Origin of the sequence: Vibrio aerogenes (assembly GCF_024346755.1) — a bacterium.
Classification (GTDB): Bacteria; Pseudomonadota; Gammaproteobacteria; order Enterobacterales; family Vibrionaceae; genus Vibrio; species Vibrio aerogenes.
Window position 1 is genome coordinate 184,721 of sequence record NZ_AP024861.1, and the last position, 17,242, is coordinate 201,962.

At 44.8% G+C, this 17,242-nt stretch carries 8 protein-coding genes, 3 tRNA genes and 3 rRNA genes; 10 read left to right on the forward strand and 4 right to left on the reverse strand.

Annotated elements, in window-relative coordinates; all coding sequences use genetic code 11:
• Positions 1-52: 52 nt before the first annotated feature.
• From OCV29_RS00835 to OCV29_RS00860, 6 genes are all read left to right on the forward strand, one after another.
• Positions 53-1,594 (forward strand): 16S ribosomal RNA (locus tag OCV29_RS00835).
• 59 nt (positions 1,595-1,653) lie between these two features.
• A tRNA-Ile gene (locus OCV29_RS00840) sits at positions 1,654-1,730 on the forward strand.
• A gap of 9 nt (positions 1,731-1,739) precedes the next feature.
• A tRNA-Ala gene (locus OCV29_RS00845) sits at positions 1,740-1,815 on the forward strand.
• Between the two features lie 289 nt (positions 1,816-2,104).
• A 23S ribosomal RNA gene (locus OCV29_RS00850) occupies positions 2,105-4,994 on the forward strand.
• 122 nt (positions 4,995-5,116) lie between these two features.
• Positions 5,117-5,232: ribosomal RNA gene (rrf, locus tag OCV29_RS00855) — 5S ribosomal RNA — on the forward strand.
• Together the 16S, 23S and 5S rRNA genes with 3 tRNA genes alongside form the textbook arrangement of a ribosomal RNA operon.
• Positions 5,233-5,294: 62 nt before the next feature.
• Positions 5,295-5,371 (forward strand) — tRNA-Asp (locus OCV29_RS00860).
• 731 nt (positions 5,372-6,102) lie between these two features.
• Here the strand turns inward: OCV29_RS00860 and glnG are convergent.
• The 3 genes from glnG to glnA all read right to left on the reverse strand — a co-directional run bounded on the left by glnG (position 6,103) and on the right by glnA (position 10,307).
• Complete coding sequence (gene glnG / locus OCV29_RS00865) at positions 6,103-7,506, reverse strand: nitrogen regulation protein NR(I) (RefSeq protein ID WP_073603688.1); 1,404 nt, start codon at positions 7,504-7,506, stop codon at positions 6,103-6,105.
• A 21-nt stretch (positions 7,507-7,527) separates the two neighbouring features.
• Positions 7,528-8,577 carry a nitrogen regulation protein NR(II) gene (gene glnL / locus OCV29_RS00870; RefSeq protein ID WP_073603689.1) on the reverse strand — a complete coding sequence of 350 codons (1,050 nt, stop codon included), beginning with the start codon at positions 8,575-8,577 and terminating at the stop codon, positions 7,528-7,530.
• A 320-nt stretch (positions 8,578-8,897) separates the two neighbouring features.
• Entirely contained in the window at positions 8,898-10,307 is a 1,410-nt protein-coding gene (gene glnA, locus OCV29_RS00875; protein ID WP_073603690.1) for a glutamate--ammonia ligase, read from the reverse strand.
• A 578-nt stretch (positions 10,308-10,885) separates the two neighbouring features.
• On the opposite strand from glnA, the gene typA reads away from it, so the two are divergent.
• The 4 genes from typA (at position 10,886) to OCV29_RS00895 (ending at position 15,154) form a co-directional block, all read left to right on the forward strand.
• Positions 10,886-12,715, forward strand: coding sequence for a translational GTPase TypA (gene typA, locus OCV29_RS00880; RefSeq protein ID WP_073603691.1), 1,830 nt, complete (start codon positions 10,886-10,888; stop codon positions 12,713-12,715).
• Positions 12,716-12,869: 154 nt separating this feature from the next.
• A complete protein-coding gene (locus OCV29_RS00885) occupies positions 12,870-13,793 on the forward strand; it encodes a virulence factor BrkB family protein (protein ID WP_073603692.1) in 924 nt (307 codons plus the stop codon).
• On the forward strand, positions 13,765-14,199 hold the full coding sequence (gene dtd / locus OCV29_RS00890; protein ID WP_073603693.1) for a D-aminoacyl-tRNA deacylase: 435 nt from the start codon (positions 13,765-13,767) through the stop codon (positions 14,197-14,199). The genes OCV29_RS00885 and dtd overlap by 29 nt, the downstream gene beginning before the upstream one ends.
• A 34-nt stretch (positions 14,200-14,233) precedes the next feature.
• Positions 14,234-15,154, forward strand: coding sequence for a bifunctional GNAT family N-acetyltransferase/hotdog fold thioesterase (locus OCV29_RS00895; protein WP_073603694.1), 921 nt, complete (start codon positions 14,234-14,236; stop codon positions 15,152-15,154).
• A 17-nt stretch (positions 15,155-15,171) separates the two neighbouring features.
• On the opposite strand, the gene OCV29_RS00900 is transcribed toward OCV29_RS00895, so the two are convergent.
• The gene (locus OCV29_RS00900) at positions 15,172-17,067 is read right to left on the reverse strand and encodes an AsmA family protein (protein ID WP_073603695.1); all 1,896 of its coding nucleotides are present in this window, start codon (positions 17,065-17,067) and stop codon (positions 15,172-15,174) included.
• Positions 17,068-17,242: the final 175 nt, after the last annotated feature.

Genomic DNA, 17,242 nt, shown 5'->3' on the forward strand with positions numbered 1-17,242 from the left:
ATGTAATATCACAGTATTCATTGAGCAGAAGCTCCGGCTTCAGAAAAAACTTTAATTGAAGAGTTTGATCATGGCTCAGATTGAACGCTGGCGGCAGGCTTAACACATGCAAGTCGGGCGGAAACGAAAGAAAGCTTGCTTTCTTGGCGTCGAGCGGCGGACGGGTGAGTAATGCCTGGGAAATTGCCCTGATGTGGGGGATAACCATTGGAAACGATGGCTAATACCGCATAACGTCTACGGACCAAAGAGGGGGACCTTCGGGCCTCTCGCGTCGGGATATGCCCAGGTGGGATTAGCTTGTTGGTGAGGTAAGGGCTCACCAAGGCGACGATCCCTAGCTGGTCTGAGAGGATGATCAGCCACACTGGAACTGAGACACGGTCCAGACTCCTACGGGAGGCAGCAGTGGGGAATATTGCACAATGGGCGCAAGCCTGATGCAGCCATGCCGCGTGTATGAAGAAGGCCTTCGGGTTGTAAAGTACTTTCAGCAGTGAGGAAGGTGGTGTATTTAATACGTGCATCATTTGACGTTAGCTGCAGAAGAAGCACCGGCTAACTCCGTGCCAGCAGCCGCGGTAATACGGAGGGTGCGAGCGTTAATCGGAATTACTGGGCGTAAAGCGCATGCAGGTGGATGATTAAGTCAGATGTGAAAGCCCGGGGCTTAACCCCGGAACAGCATTTGAAACTGGTCATCTAGAGTACTGTAGAGGGGGGTAGAATTTCAGGTGTAGCGGTGAAATGCGTAGAGATCTGAAGGAATACCGGTGGCGAAGGCGGCCCCCTGGACAGATACTGACACTCAGATGCGAAAGCGTGGGGAGCAAACAGGATTAGATACCCTGGTAGTCCACGCCGTAAACGATGTCTACTTGGAGGTTGTGGCCTTGAGCCGTGGCTTTCGGAGCTAACGCGTTAAGTAGACCGCCTGGGGAGTACGGTCGCAAGATTAAAACTCAAATGAATTGACGGGGGCCCGCACAAGCGGTGGAGCATGTGGTTTAATTCGATGCAACGCGAAGAACCTTACCTACTCTTGACATCCAGAGAATTTTCCAGAGATGGATTAGTGCCTTCGGGAGCTCTGAGACAGGTGCTGCATGGCTGTCGTCAGCTCGTGTTGTGAAATGTTGGGTTAAGTCCCGCAACGAGCGCAACCCTTATCCTTGATTGCCAGCACTTCGGGTGGGAACTTCAGGGAGACTGCCGGTGATAAACCGGAGGAAGGTGGGGACGACGTCAAGTCATCATGGCCCTTACGAGTAGGGCTACACACGTGCTACAATGGCGGATACAGAGGGCAGCTAACTTGCGAAAGTGTGCGAATCCCAAAAAGTCCGTCGTAGTCCGGATTGGAGTCTGCAACTCGACTCCATGAAGTCGGAATCGCTAGTAATCGTAGATCAGAATGCTACGGTGAATACGTTCCCGGGCCTTGTACACACCGCCCGTCACACCATGGGAGTGGGCTGCAAAAGAAGCAGGTAGTTTAACCTTCGGGAGGACGCTTGCCACTTTGTGGTTCATGACTGGGGTGAAGTCGTAACAAGGTAGCGCTAGGGGAACCTGGCGCTGGATCACCTCCTTAACGATAAAGATACGTTGATGAGTGCTCACACAGATTGATTTGGTTTAGAAAGAGTCGTTGGGTCTGTAGCTCAGGTGGTTAGAGCGTTCGCCTGATAAGCGAGAGGTCGGTGGTTCAAGTCCACTCAGACCCACCAATCACATACGGGGCTATAGCTCAGCTGGGAGAGCGCCTGCCTTGCACGCAGGAGGTCTGCGGTTCGATCCCGCATAGCTCCACCATTTTAAAGCATATTTGGTGAAGTGTGTTTTAAAATGGTTTGTATTAACAAATCAAGCTCTTTAACAATTTGGAAAGCTGACAAAGCAGTTCTTGTTTATTTGAAATAAGAATTGTTTGTAAAAGTTCTCAAAGTATTCATATATGAATACACCAAACACATTCAAGTGTTCTTGGCTTCTGCTTTAAGCAGAAGAAAAAATTTGAGTCCGGCAAAATCAAAGTCTGCATCATGTTTAAATAATTGCAGACACCTTGGTTGTTTGACTGTAAGACCCTTTGGGGTTGTATGGTTAAGTGACTAAGCGTATACGGTGGATGCCTTGGCAGTCAGAGGCGATGAAGGACGTACTAACTTGCGATAAGCCCGGATGAGGGAGTAAGACCCACATGAGTCCGGGATTTCCGAATGGGGAAACCCACCTGCAGCAGCAGGTATCTTTACCTGAATCCATAGGGTAAAGAGGCGAACCGGGGGAACTGAAACATCTAAGTACCCCGAGGAAAAGAAATCAACAGAGATTCCGGCAGTAGCGGCGAGCGACCCCGGATTAGCCCTTAAGTTTTATATGTGTCAGGTGAAGGCTCTGGAAAGTGCCGCGATACAGGGTGACAGCCCCGTAACCGAAGATGCATATAAGGTGAAAACGAGTAGGACGGGACACGTGATATCCTGTCTGAACATGGGGGGACCATCCTCCAAGGCTAAATACTCCTGACTGACCGATAGTGAACCAGTACCGTGAGGGAAAGGCGAAAAGAACCCCTGTGAGGGGAGTGAAACAGAACCTGAAACCGTATACGTACAAGCAGTAGGAGCCTCTTTTATGGGGTGACTGCGTACCTTTTGTATAATGGGTCAGCGACTTATATTCAGTGGCAAGGTTAACCGGATAGGGAAGCCGTAGCGAAAGCGAGTCTTAACTGGGCGTTCAGTCTCTGGATATAGACCCGAAACCGGGTGATCTAGCCATGGGCAGGTTGAAGGTTGAGTAACATCAACTGGAGGACCGAACCGACTAATGTTGAAAAATTAGCGGATGACTTGTGGCTAGGGGTGAAAGGCCAATCAAACCCGGAGATAGCTGGTTCTCCCCGAAAGCTATTTAGGTAGCGCCTCGGACGAATACTACTGGGGGTAGAGCACTGTTAAGGCTAGGGGGTCATCCCGACTTACCAACCCTTTGCAAACTCCGAATACCAGTAAGTACTATCCGGGAGACACACGGCGGGTGCTAACGTCCGTCGTGGAGAGGGAAACAACCCAGACCGCCAGCTAAGGTCCCAAATTATTGCTAAGTGGGAAACGATGTGGGAAGGCTCAGACAGCTAGGATGTTGGCTTAGAAGCAGCCATCATTTAAAGAAAGCGTAATAGCTCACTAGTCGAGTCGGCCTGCGCGGAAGATGTAACGGGGCTAAGCAATAAACCGAAGCTGCGGCAATACGATTTATCGTATTGGGTAGGGGAGCGTTCTGTAAGCGGCTGAAGGTGTGCTGTAAGGCATGCTGGACGTATCAGAAGTGCGAATGCTGACATGAGTAACGATAATGGGGGTGAAAAACCCCCACGCCGGAAGACCAAGGGTTCCTGTCCAACGTTAATCGGGGCAGGGTAAGTCGACCCCTAAGGCGAGGCTGAAAAGCGTAGTCGATGGGAAACGGGTTAATATTCCCGTACTTCTTACAATTGCGATGGGGGGACGGAGAAGGCTAGGTGGGCCAGGCGACGGTTGTCCTGGTTCAAGTGCGTAGGCTGTGGGATTAGGCAAATCCGGTTCCACGATAAGGCTGAGACACGATGTCGGGCTACTAAGGTAGTGAAGTCATTGATGCCATGCTTCCGGGAAAAGCCTCTAAGCTTCAGATTGTAAGGAATCGTACCCCAAACCGACACAGGTGGTCGGGTAGAGAATACCAAGGCGCTTGAGAGAACTCGGGTGAAGGAACTAGGCAAAATGGTACCGTAACTTCGGGAGAAGGTACGCTCTTGACGGTGAAGAGACTTGCTCTTGGAGCTGATGAGAGTCGCAGATACCAGGTGGCTGCAACTGTTTATTAAAAACACAGCACTGTGCAAAATCGTAAGATGACGTATACGGTGTGACGCCTGCCCGGTGCCGGAAGGTTAATTGATGGGGTTAGCTTAGGCGAAGCTCTTGATCGAAGCCCCGGTAAACGGCGGCCGTAACTATAACGGTCCTAAGGTAGCGAAATTCCTTGTCGGGTAAGTTCCGACCTGCACGAATGGCGTAATGATGGCCACGCTGTCTCCACCCGAGACTCAGTGAAATTGAAATCGCTGTGAAGATGCAGTGTACCCGCGGCTAGACGGAAAGACCCCGTGAACCTTTACTACAGCTTGGCACTGAACATTGAGCCTACATGTGTAGGATAGGTGGGAGGCTTTGAAGTGTGTACGCCAGTATGCATGGAGCCATCCTTGAAATACCACCCTTGTATGTTTGATGTTCTAACTTAGTCCCGTTATCCGGGACAAGGACAGTGTCTGGTGGGTAGTTTGACTGGGGCGGTCTCCTCCCAAAGAGTAACGGAGGAGCACGAAGGTGGGCTAATCACGGTTGGACATCGTGAGGTTAGTGCAATGGCATAAGCCCGCTTAACTGCGAGAGTGACGGCTCGAGCAGGTGCGAAAGCAGGTCATAGTGATCCGGTGGTTCTGAATGGAAGGGCCATCGCTCAACGGATAAAAGGTACTCCGGGGATAACAGGCTGATACCGCCCAAGAGTTCATATCGACGGCGGTGTTTGGCACCTCGATGTCGGCTCATCACATCCTGGGGCTGAAGTCGGTCCCAAGGGTATGGCTGTTCGCCATTTAAAGTGGTACGCGAGCTGGGTTTAGAACGTCGTGAGACAGTTCGGTCCCTATCTGCCGTGGGCGTTGGAGAATTGAAGGGGGCTGCTCCTAGTACGAGAGGACCGGAGTGGACGAACCTCTGGTGTTCGGGTTGTGTCGCCAGACGCATTGCCCGGTAGCTAAGTTCGGAATCGATAACCGCTGAAAGCATCTAAGCGGGAAGCGAGCCCTGAGATGAGTTCTCCCTGGCACTTTAAGTGCTCTGAAGGGTTGTCCGAGACCAGGACGTTGATAGGCAGGGTGTGTAAGCGTTGTGAGGCGTTGAGCTAACCTGTACTAATTGCCCGTGAGGCTTAACCATACAACACCCAAGGGGTTTTGTGGACTCAAGATTAAAGACAATTGGATGTGTAGAGAGTCAGTCAGTTTTCCAGAATTTTTGTTTTCACTTTTTTAAAAAGTGGAGATAAGAAACAGAATTTGCCTGGCGGCCATAGCGTTGTGGACCCACCTGAATCCATGCCGAACTCAGAAGTGAAACGCAATTGCGCCGATGGTAGTGTGGGGTTTCCCCATGTGAGAGTAGGTCACTGCCAGGCTTTATATACCGGACAGATGAAGCAGATTAAAGTAAGACTTCATGTGTCAGACAATCTGAAGTGGAGCGGTAGTTCAGTTGGTTAGAATACCGGCCTGTCACGCCGGGGGTCGCGGGTTCGAGTCCCGTCCGCTCCGCCATTATTTGGATTGAATTGTAAGCCCTTGCTGAAAAGCAGGGGCTTTTTTGTTTGCTCAGCGAAGCTGGCAAACCCGTCGGGTTGAAAGAAACCTGAATCACCCCGACTGAGGGGAAGATAATCCGAATAGCAAGGGCGTTGCTGGCCAACGGCAGGGTCTGAATGAAGCGATAGGAAGTTAACAGTACACAACGCAAGTGAACCTGCTTCGGCAATGTAGATGGGTAAGCGTCCCAAATCTCGCGAAGCCCAATACTCAGTCAGATCTACGCTGTGTTTGAGGGTGGCATTGTTAACAGGGAGCCAGTGCAGTAACTGGGGAAGCCTGACACCAAATCCGGGTAAATGCCGGAAGCGTTCATCAAGAGGAAGATCAAGATGCACGTTGGCAGATGAATCGGTAGTAGCTGTCAACGATCACCGAAAAGTGAGCCACTTCTCCTTACTTTTCGATCACTGAAAAATGATCCACGATTTTAATCAGGTATCACTCCTGATGTTTTTTCTGATGAAGACGATAACTTTCACCATTCAACTGAAGTACGTGACAATGGTGAAAAGTCGATGTCGTTGAGGCTATCCATAGCGAATTAATGCAAGTAATGAATAGCCTCAATTAGATCATATTTTTACTTAGATTGGTATAACTGCGTGAGAAGTAACGTAGTCTTTCAGCTTAATAACGACGGCATATCGTTCCGGCTCAATGATTGCTGAAATTTTCAGCGAATACTAATATAACTCTTTGAGTTTTCGGGTGAGAGTGTTTCTGCCCCATCCCAGAACTTTTGCTGCATCTTGTTTATGTCCGTTCGTATGATTTAAAGCTGCTTCCAGTAATATTCGTTCAAATTCAGGTAAGGCATAAGAAAGTAATTCTGTTTCGCCGGCTTCAAGAGCTGCCTTTGCCCATACTTCCAATTGCTTTTGCCAGGTAATATCACTGTTGATTTCAATATTCTTTTTCTCAGCAACCAACTCAGAAGGTAAATCCCCGGGAAGTACTTCACTACCACTTGCCATGACAGTTAACCAGCGACACATATTTTCCAGCTGACGAACATTACCGGGCCATTCCAAACGATTCAGTATCTCAAGAGCTTTTGGATGAAGGGTCTTCATTTCGACTCCGAGTTCATTTGCAGCTTCAGCAAGGAAGTGTTTAGTCAAACGTTCAATATCCTGACGTCGTTCCCTTAATGCCGGTATTTGTATCCGGATAACATTTAACCTGTGAAATAAGTCTTCCCGAAATTTACCTTGATGAACCAACATTTCGAGATTTTGGTGGGTTGCTGCAACAATACGGACATCGACTTTAATCGCTGAGTGTCCTCCGACTCTGTAAAATTGACCATCTGCAAGTACCCTCAGCAGACGAGTTTGGATATCCAGGGGCATATCACCGATTTCATCTAAAAATAATGTCCCGCCATTTGCTTGTTCAAACCTCCCCTGTCGGACGTTATTAGCGCCTGTAAAAGCGCCTTTCTCATGGCCAAACAACTCAGATTCGATGAGATCCTTTGGTATTGCTGCCATATTCAAAGCAATAAATGGCTTTTGTGAGCGCGGGCTATGTCTGTGTAATGCATGTGCAACTAACTCTTTCCCTGTCCCTGATTCACCATTAATCAGAACCGAAATAGAAGAACGTGAAAGACGGCCTATTGCTCTGAATACTTCCTGCATTGCGGGTGCTTCTCCAATGATCTCCTGAGTATCATCGGCATTTGTGATTTGATCTGAGTGCTCTCTTTTCTGTTCCTGACTATGTGCGATAGCTCGTTCGACTAAAGTGAGTGTCTCATCGACATCAAATGGTTTGGGGAGATATTCGAAAGCTCCCTTTTGGTAAGCGTTGACTGCTGCATCTAAATCTGAGTGAGCTGTCATAATGATAATTGGTAATTCAGGAGATGATGCATGCACTTGATTAAGTAGCTCGATTCCATCGATACCCGGCATTCTGATATCGGATACAAGCACATCGGGGATTTCTCGCTCTAAAGCCATCAAGACGCTTTCTGCGTCAGAAAACGTTTCACATTTAATATTGGCAGATGACAAAGTTTTCTCCATAACCCAACGGATTGAACTGTCGTCATCAACAACCCAGACATATCCTTTGCTCATATCATCTTTTCCTTTATATCTTTATTTTATTGGTAAATAAATTGTAAATGCGGTTCTTCCGGGCCAGCTCTCTACGTCGATTTTACCGCCATGTTGATCGATGAGGTTTTGAGAGATGGACAGGCCTAATCCACTCCCTCCTTCTCTGCCGCTGACCATAGGATAAAAAAGAGTATCCTGTAGTTTCGAGGGAATACCCGGGCCGTTATCAATGATTTCAATGCGTGCAACCAACTTATGTCGCTGTCCGTGAATATTAGCCTGATGCACCGTTCTGGTGCGAAGAATTATTTTGCCGTGAGCTTGCTTTGTAAGGATCTGAGCGGCATTGTTAACGATGTTGAGTAATGCCTGTTCTATTTGGTCTGTATCCATAATAATATCTGGCAGGCTCGGGTCATAATCCCGCTCTATAACCAGGTTTGCATTTGCATCTAATTCAACAAGTTGCCTTACTTTTTCTAAGATTAGGTGCAGGTTTTCCGAATATTTATTACCTGGTTTTTGTGGGCCTAAGAGACGATCAACCAAAGCTCTTAATCTGTCTGCCTGCTCAATTATTATTTGAGTATATTCTGTCAGACTTTGGTCCGGCAGAGTTCTCTCAAGCAATTGGGCTGCTCCCCTTAATCCACCAAGTGGATTTTTTATTTCGTGGGCTAATCCCCGGATCAGTAACTTGGCTGCCTGTTGCTGAGCATGTTGGTTTAATTCCTGACTTAGTCTTCGTTGTTGTCCTATTTTTCTCATTTCAATCAATAGCATAAGTTTTTTTTGCCATGTAATAGGACTGACGGTGACCTCAAGCATTAATGGTTTACCATCCACGACAAATGTCACATCGCTGTCCGTGATGCTTTGACCACTTTGTAATGGTTGGGAAAGCAAAGCGAGATCCATTGATGCATGTTGAATCAGGTTAGATAGAGGCTGATCAATAATTCTTTTAACACTTTGAGAAAATAGTTGCTCTGCTGCCGGATTAGCATATCGAACACACAAGGACTCATCCAGAATCAGCGTGGATGTTACAATATTATTTAATATTGTTTCACAAAGTTCACTACCCATCGTGCACCTTCTATGCTCAATAATGATGCGCACCAAATTGGTGCGATGATAAAATAAGTATGATGTAATAAAAGATAAAAACAAGGCTTTGTTACTGAAATAGCGGTGAAAATAGAGGGTTATTTCAGATTAACAATCTTAAGAACTAGCGATGTCTATCTATATCAGAAGATGCAATTATCTTGCCTGATGAACCGAAAAGTTGAGAGATTATGAGTTAGGATTTCAAGCTTGTAGATTCAATGATTGTGAATAAAAAAACCTGCCATATGGCAGGTTTTTTTTCAGATAAAATCACATGTAATGATTCATATGGTGCATTAAACAGAATAGTACATTTCAAACTCAACAGGGTGAGTTGTCATGTTAAGTTTCTCGACATCCTGAGCTTTCAAGTCAATATAAGAATTGATGAAGTCATCTGAGAATACACCACCTTCAGTCAGGAATGCGCGGTCAGCATCCAAAGCTGCCAGTGCTTGATCTAATGATTCAGCAACTGTTGGAATCTGAGCTGCTTCTTCTGCTGGCAGATCATATAAGTCTTTGTCTGCTGCATCTCCTGGGTGAATCTTATTCTTAATTCCGTCAAGGCCTGCCATCAGCATTGCTGCAAACGCAAGATAAGGGTTAGCCGTTGGATCAGGGAAACGAACTTCGATACGACGCGCTTTCGGACTTGGGACGACAGGAATACGGATTGATGCTGAACGGTTACGAGCTGAGTAAGCAAGCATTACAGGTGCTTCGAATCCTGGAACCAAACGCTTATATGAGTTTGTTGATGCGTTAGCAAAAGCGTTGATTGCGCGTGCGTGCTTGATGATACCGCCAATGTAGTAAAGTGCTGTTTCAGACAAGCCGCCGTATTTATCACCAGCAAACAGGTTTACACCATCTTTAGCCAGTGATTGGTGGCAGTGCATACCCGAGCCATTATCACCTACAAGTGGTTTAGGCATAAACGTTGCAGTTTTATCGTATGCATGAGCAACATTATGAACAACATACTTATAAATCTGTATTTCGTCTGCTTTTGATGTCAGCGTATTAAACCGGCAAGCGATTTCGTTTTGACCTGCTGTCGCAACTTCATGGTGATGCGCTTCAACAACTAAGCCCATTTCTTCCATAATCAAACACATTGCAGAACGAATGTCTTGAGATGAATCAACAGGTGCCACCGGGAAATACCCGCCTTTTACACCAGGACGGTGGCCTTTGTTTCCACCTTCAAGACTCGCACCCGTGTTCCATACAGCTTCAATATCATCAATTGAATACATTGCGCCAGACATGCCACTATTGAACTTCACGTCATCGAACAGGAAGAATTCTGGTTCAGGGCCGAATAATACTGTATCGGCAATACCAGCAGAACGCATGTAGTCCTCAGCTCTTTTAGCAATAGAGCGAGGGTCACGGTCATATCCCTGCATTGTTGTTGGTTCAAGTACATCACAACGGATATTCAACGTTGAATCTTCAGTGAATGGATCCAACACAGCAGTTGATGCATCTGGCATCAAAACCATGTCAGATTCATTAATCCCTTTCCAGCCAGCAACAGAAGAACCATCGAACATTTTACCTTCTTCGAAGAAGTCTGCATCGATTTGGTGAGCAGGAATAGAAACGTGCTGCTCCTTACCTTTTGTATCTGTAAAGCGTAAGTCAACAAACTTAACTTCGTTCTCTTGGATCAGCGATAAAACATTTTCTACTGACATCTTGGATAACCTCCAGTGTTAAAAAATCGGTAAAAGCGCAATTTGGTTGGCAAATTAAACTTCAATTAATGTTTATGCATTTAGTTAACTGAAGCTAAAATTCGACTAGCCAGAATCATGCCATGACTATAAATCCTTTTAATTCAATATATTAATAGTAAAAAGTGATTTTTACCAAAGTTCATTGCACTAAAATGATTCGTGTGTTGCACCAACTTGGTGTGTTAAATTAGCGGATGCACCAATTTTGAAAAATATACTCATATTCAGCACCATGAATAGGCAACTTGTCAAATCAGATCATCCTGCTTTTCATTTGTTTATGCTTTATATCAAAAATCGGGATGTAATGGTTATCATTATTATTAAGATAATTGTTTTTTCCTGATGGACTATATTATTCAGGTGCCTTCAGGTTCTTTTTCTGTGTTTTATCGTATCTAATCATGTTTCAGGTCACATATTTCTGGGCATTTCGTCAAAATCTGGTACATTATTGAGCGTTTTTTAACTCTGAAAGGGCATTGTTTGATTGATGATGGAAACAGTGCCTGAACTTAATAAGTGATAGTAAATCCATGACAACTCCACAGATTGATAAATTAAGAAATATTGCAATTATTGCACACGTTGACCACGGGAAGACAACCCTTGTCGACAAGCTGTTACAACAATCCGGGACTCTACAGTCTCGTGGTGAAGTTGAAGAACGGGTCATGGACTCGAACGATATCGAAAAGGAACGTGGGATAACGATTCTGGCTAAGAATACCGCGATTCTCTGGAACGACTATCGAATCAACATTGTTGATACTCCCGGACACGCGGACTTTGGTGGTGAAGTTGAGCGGATTATGTCGATGGTCGATTGTGTGTTGCTGATTGTTGACGCTGTTGATGGTCCAATGCCTCAAACTCGTTTCGTCACTCAAAAAGCATTTGCTCATGGTTTAAAACCGATCGTTGTAATTAATAAGATCGACCGTCCGGGCGCACGGCCGGACTGGGTCATGGATCAGGTCTTTGACCTTTTTGATAATCTGGGTGCAACTGATGAACAGCTGGACTTTCAGGTAGTTTATGCATCAGCACTGAATGGTTGGGCTTCGTTAGATGAAGGTGAAACAACCGAAAATATGGAAGCTTTGTTCCAGGCGATTGTTGATAACGTCGAAGCTCCAAAAGTTGACCTGGAAGGTCCTCTGCAGATGCAAATTTCTCAATTGGATTATAGTTCATACGTCGGTGTTATCGGTGTTGCTCGTGTAACCAGAGGTAAGGTTAAACCGAACCAGCAGGTAACCGTTATTGGCGCTGATGGTAAGACCCGTAATGGTAAAGTGGGTACAGTATTGGGTTATCTTGGGCTTGAGCGTCATGAAGTTGAACAAGCGACTGCGGGTGATATTGTGGCGATTACCGGTCTTGGAGAATTAAAGATTTCAGATACCATCTGTGATACAAATGCTGTTGAAGCAATGAAGCCATTATCTGTTGATGAACCGACGGTGACGATGACATTTCAGGTCAATACCTCTCCGTTTGCCGGCAAAGAAGGTAAATTTGTTACTTCAAGAAATATCCTGGAACGCCTGGAAAAAGAGCTGGTTCATAACGTCGCGTTACGTGTAGAGCAGACTGATGATCCTGATAAATTCCGTGTGTCAGGTCGTGGTGAGCTCCATCTTTCTATCTTAATTGAGAATATGCGCCGTGAAGGATTTGAATTAGCTGTTTCGCGTCCTGAGGTCATCATTAAGGAAGAAAATGGTCAACTGATGGAACCGTTTGAAACCGTTACGATTGATGTGCTGGAAGAACACCAGGGTGGGATTATGGAGAATATTGGCTTGCGTAAGGGCGAGCTGAAAGACATGTCTCCTGATGGAAAAGGTCGTGTTCGTATGGATTTTGATATGCCATCCCGTGGTTTGATTGGGTTCCAGACTGAATTTATGACACTGACATCTGGTTCTGGTCTGCTTTATCACACATTCGATCACTATGGACCGCACAAAGGCGGCACAATTGGCCAGCGAAATAATGGTGTTCTGATATCGAATGCAACCGGTAAGGCACTGACTTATGCACTGTTTAACCTTCAGGATCGTGGAAGACTGTTTGCAGAACACGCAGATGAAGTGTATGAAGGTCAGGTCATTGGTATCCATAACCGTTCGAATGACCTGACAGTGAACTGTCTGAAGGGTAAGCAACTTACCAATGTCCGGGCTTCTGGTACAGATGAAGCTCAGGTTTTGTCCCCTGCAATTAAATATACGCTTGAGCAGGCACTTGAGTTCATTGATGATGATGAGCTGGTGGAAGTCACGCCTGAAAATATCCGGATCCGGAAAAAGCATTTGACGGAGAATGACAGAAAACGAGCTGCACGTACTGAAAAATAAATTGCTGGCAGCTTTCATAATGTCAATGTAAAGGGTGAAAATTTTTCACCCTTTTTTTATGGGTGTGACTGGTTCTCACTATATTAAACTGAGTTCGTTTGTCAGGTTTTTGTTGTATATTAAGCGCTGGATAGTTTAGCTGGGGAGAGTCTGTTTGAATTTATCGGCATATCTTATCTCATTGACGTCATATTTTGATTATTTGAGAGCCAGATTAAAGCATGACAGGATACATGTGAATGCGGGGTATCTTGCTTACATTTCTCTGTTGTCATTGGTTCCGATGTTGACAGTTCTTCTTTCTGTTTTATCAGCATTTTCTTTATTTGATGGTGTCGGTGATACGCTTCAGACTTTCATTATTTCACACTTTGTTCCCACTGCCGGAGAAGCGATTAATCAGGCTTTAAGAGAGTTTGTCTCGAATACCAGTAAAATGACAACATTTGGTGGGATATTTCTGTTCGTTGTTTCGCTTTCACTGATATCAAATATTGATAAAACGTTGAACTATATTTGGCGGGTAAAGAAGAAGCGTCGCTGGGCTCTTTCTTTTTCTGTCTACTGGACAATATTAACGCTTGGCCCCTTGTTTATGGGGACCAGTATTGCCGTTACTTCGTATGTCACTTCGCTGAATTTAATTGATAATGAGACATTTAACAGTGTCACTCAAATCTTATTACGCTGGTTACCTTTTCTGCTGACACTCTCTGTTTTTACCGGACTTTATATTTTTGTACCCAATACACCGGTTCAGGTCAGGCATGCTGTTTATGGTGCTTTTGTTGCTGCAATGTTGTTTGAGTTGAGCAAGAAATGTTTTGCACTATATATTACACACTTTCCTTCTTATCAGTTGATCTATGGTGCTATTGCTATTATCCCGATTTTATTTGTCTGGGTTTTTCTTTCCTGGCTAATCGTTTTACTTGGTGCTGAGGTGACGGCCTCACTCGGTGAGTATAATCTCTGGAGACAGGATGCAGACGTGATAGAATCAGAGCCTTTGTCTGGTCAAATGATTGAAACCGAAGAAAGGAAAAATTGTGATAGCATTGATTCAGAGGGTGTCTGAAGCTTCAGTAACGGTTGAGGGTGAAATCATTAGCGAAATTCGCCAGGGACTGTTGGTTTTATTAGGCGTTGAGAAAGACGATGATGAAGCAAAAGCGAAGCGTTTAGTTGACCGTGTGACGACATATCGTGTATTTGAAGATGAATCAGGAAAGATGAATAAAAATGTTCAGCAGGTAGATGGGGAATGTTTGGTCGTATCTCAGTTCACACTGCCGGCAGATACACGTAAAGGGACGAGAGCAGGTTTTTCCAGAGGCGCTAAGCCGGAAGATGCTGAACGTTTGTATGATTATTTTTCTGATTTATGTGAACAAGTTGTACCAACTGCCCGGGGAATCTTTGCAGCGGATATGAAAGTCGCTTTGGTAAATGATGGACCAGTTACTTTCTGGCTACAGGTTTAACTGACCCGTTTCGCTGATTATATGGACCATACTCATGTTTAAAATTATTAGCCCAACCACAGAAAATCAACTCAATAAGTATTATCAGTTTCGCTGGCAAATGCTGCGTGAGCCATGGCAAATGCCATTCGGCTCTGAGCGGGATGAATATGACTCGATGAGCCATCACCGCATGATTGTTGATTCCCGGGGAAGACCAATGGCTGCCGGACGTTTATACATCACGCCTGATTGTGAAGGTCAGATTCGCTATATGGCAGTCAAGTCCAATAGAAGGAATCGTGGTATGGGGGCTCTTTTACTGGTGACTCTGGAGTCTCTTGCCCGTCAGGAAGGTGCAAAAAGGTTGGTTTGTAATGCCAGGGAAGATGCCATTGGATTTTATGAAAAGAATGGTTTTGAACGGCGTGGTGAGCTTAGCGATGAAAAAGGGCCTGTTCGTCATCAGCAGATGGTGAAAGTTTTGGATCCTATGGTCAATGTTCAGCGAAAACCTCAGTGGTGTTCAGAGCTGCAGGAGCGTTGGGAGCACCAGATTCCGATCAGTGAGAAAATGGGGATCAAGGTGAATCAGTATACGGGCTATCAGTTTGAATGCAGCGCGCCTATCAACCCCAATCTGAACCCTCATGATACGATGTTTGCCGGCTCAGTGTTTACGCTTGCTACATTAACGGGTTGGGGCATGGCGTGGCTGTTGATGAAAGAACGTAATTTGTATGGTGATATTGTGCTTGTTGACAGCCGGATACGCTATCGTCATCCCATTATTCAAAGCCCGGTGGCTGTTACTTCGTTAGATGAAATCAGTGGTGATCTTGACCGGTTAGAATCCGGACGAAAAGCCCGGATTATCGTCAATGTCATCGTAAAAAGTGGCGATGAAAGTGCTGTGCAGTTTATCGGAACCTATATGCTGATTCCAAATTACAAAGCACTACTGGGACATCAATAGACCGGACCCATCATCCACTATGGTGTAGCCATATCGTTTGAGTGATTTTTCTCAGTTGCTGTACTCACATCTGATTGAAGTAAATTATATTGGCGATCAGCTTTTTTTAGTGAAAGCTGATCGGTACCAGTTTCAGCGAAATTCCAGTGTCCCCGAATGGTTAAATCTCCTTCTTCTGGTCCCAGAACTGTTTCCGGGAGGGTTATTCTCCCCCTATCCGCTGATATCAGTGTATCAGGCATGCTGAATTCAATATTCTTGTCATTCAATTGCAACATGCCATCACGAATACTCATCTGGAGTTTACCCGATAATGTATGTCCGAGGATCACTGAATCTCCCGATAAACCACTCGCTTTGAGATATAAATCAGAGAAACCTGTTAGTGGGAAAGGAAGCAAGTGGATAGGCTTTAAAGGCAGACTGTTGGCTTCCATATTTATTTCCCATGGCGCACCTTTATCCTGATAGGCCCATTTCCCGGAGGCTTTGATATATCCGTTATTATATGGAATAAACAGACGGTCCAGATACCAGTTATGTCCTGAGCTATGCATTTCCATGATGCCCTGGCTTGCAATTGTGTCGTCGTAGCTGAGACTATCGACCGAAAGACTTACTTTTCCGTTCCATAGTCCCCATTTGTTTTGTGATTTGATATGTGTATCTGAGGCATCAAGATTAATGCCTGAAAGTTGCCAATAGGGCTTTCGAGCCAGCTGAATGATTTGACTGTTTTGGATTTTGATATTGTCGGCTGATAGTTCGTTGAGGTGTTTTGTATAAGTTTTTAACCATGGGAATGTGGTGACAGTATCTTGCTCAATAAACCATTTGAGTCCGGTAACCTCTATTTCCTTTATGCTGATTTTTTCCGGGGTGAATTGACCAGAAAAATGAACATTTCCCTGTAAAATTGAAGCATTAAAATCTTCTATGTCAATTTTACGGGGCGATAAAAGGATACTCAGATCTGGCTCAATCCATTGGTAGTTGTCAATTGAAATACTGTCTGCACTCAAAGATAACCGGGCATCATTCTGTGTCCATACAGTATTTTCCTGCGGGCTGAACGACAAACCAGAAGCGGATAAGTCACAATTTATCAACTTGAGATGAGGGGAAGTGAACTGACTGGTCAGGAGATCTATGCGCTCTATTTTGTTGATTGAAAGTGAAGCCAGTTCCTGAAATTTATATCGTAATTGTTGAATTTGCGATAACGAGAGATCGAGTTTTTCTGCAGAAAGATGACTGACATTCCACTGTTGGTTGTGCTCGTTTGCCGATAAGGATATTTTTCCTTGTCTCCAGTTGAATGATAAGCTTTGTATTGAACTGTGATCTGCTATGTACTTACCGGTTAACAGTACGTTTTTAAATGACTCTCCCCGCCATAATATTGTCTTTATATACAGTTGAATATTTCCGGAAGGAAGGATGTTTAACTGACTATCCCGCCATTCAGGATGTTCGATTTGGATGTCGAGATTCTGCAGCACTGCGCCACTTTCTGTTGTGAAATTCACGTTTTTTGCGGCAAACTGATTCATCTTTATCAGAGAAGGTATAGATAAAACCGGTGGTGATGCCTTGATGTCAGCATCACTCATTAAAAATGAATCCAGAACGATCTGATGAATATTTGTTTGATAAGGATTGAACCAAAGATCAATGCTGCCGAACACAGGAGAGTCGGATGAAAGCATCGTATTTTGTAATTTGAAGTGAAAAGGGAAAATATAGGTCACTTTCTCAGTTTTGAAAGAAGGGAAATAGGTCTCTTTCAGGAGCCACTGAGTCGCGGGTGTCAGGTATTGGGTATTTAAAATAAATCCAATACCTGCGCAGACACTAACTATCAGAAGTGCAATAAAGAAAATACTTAATCGTATAATGCCGGCTTTTGTCATCGAATCAAATTTATCAAACAGTTGGCTAATTTTATGTAGGATGGTCTTGTTTCATTCGAAAATCAAGGATCTTATCTGGATGGTAAAACATTGAGCAAACAGGGAAATAATTATATCAGGAATTTGGTTCTGTTATATGTTTGCTGGTGCCAGGATCCCCCTTTTCATCGTTGAT

Coding starts and splice junctions, on each gene's coding strand:
- glnG (WP_073603688.1), bottom strand. CDS start 7,506: ATGAGCAAAGGATATGTCTGGGTTGTTGATGACGACAGTTCAATCCGT.
- glnL (WP_073603689.1), bottom strand. CDS start 8,577: ATGGGTAGTGAACTTTGTGAAACAATATTAAATAATATTGTAACATCC.
- glnA (WP_073603690.1), bottom strand. CDS start 10,307: ATGTCAGTAGAAAATGTTTTATCGCTGATCCAAGAGAACGAAGTTAAG.
- typA (WP_073603691.1), top strand. CDS start 10,886: ATGACAACTCCACAGATTGATAAATTAAGAAATATTGCAATTATTGCA.
- OCV29_RS00895 (WP_073603694.1), top strand. CDS start 14,234: ATGTTTAAAATTATTAGCCCAACCACAGAAAATCAACTCAATAAGTAT.
- OCV29_RS00900 (WP_073603695.1), bottom strand. CDS start 17,067: ATGACAAAAGCCGGCATTATACGATTAAGTATTTTCTTTATTGCACTT.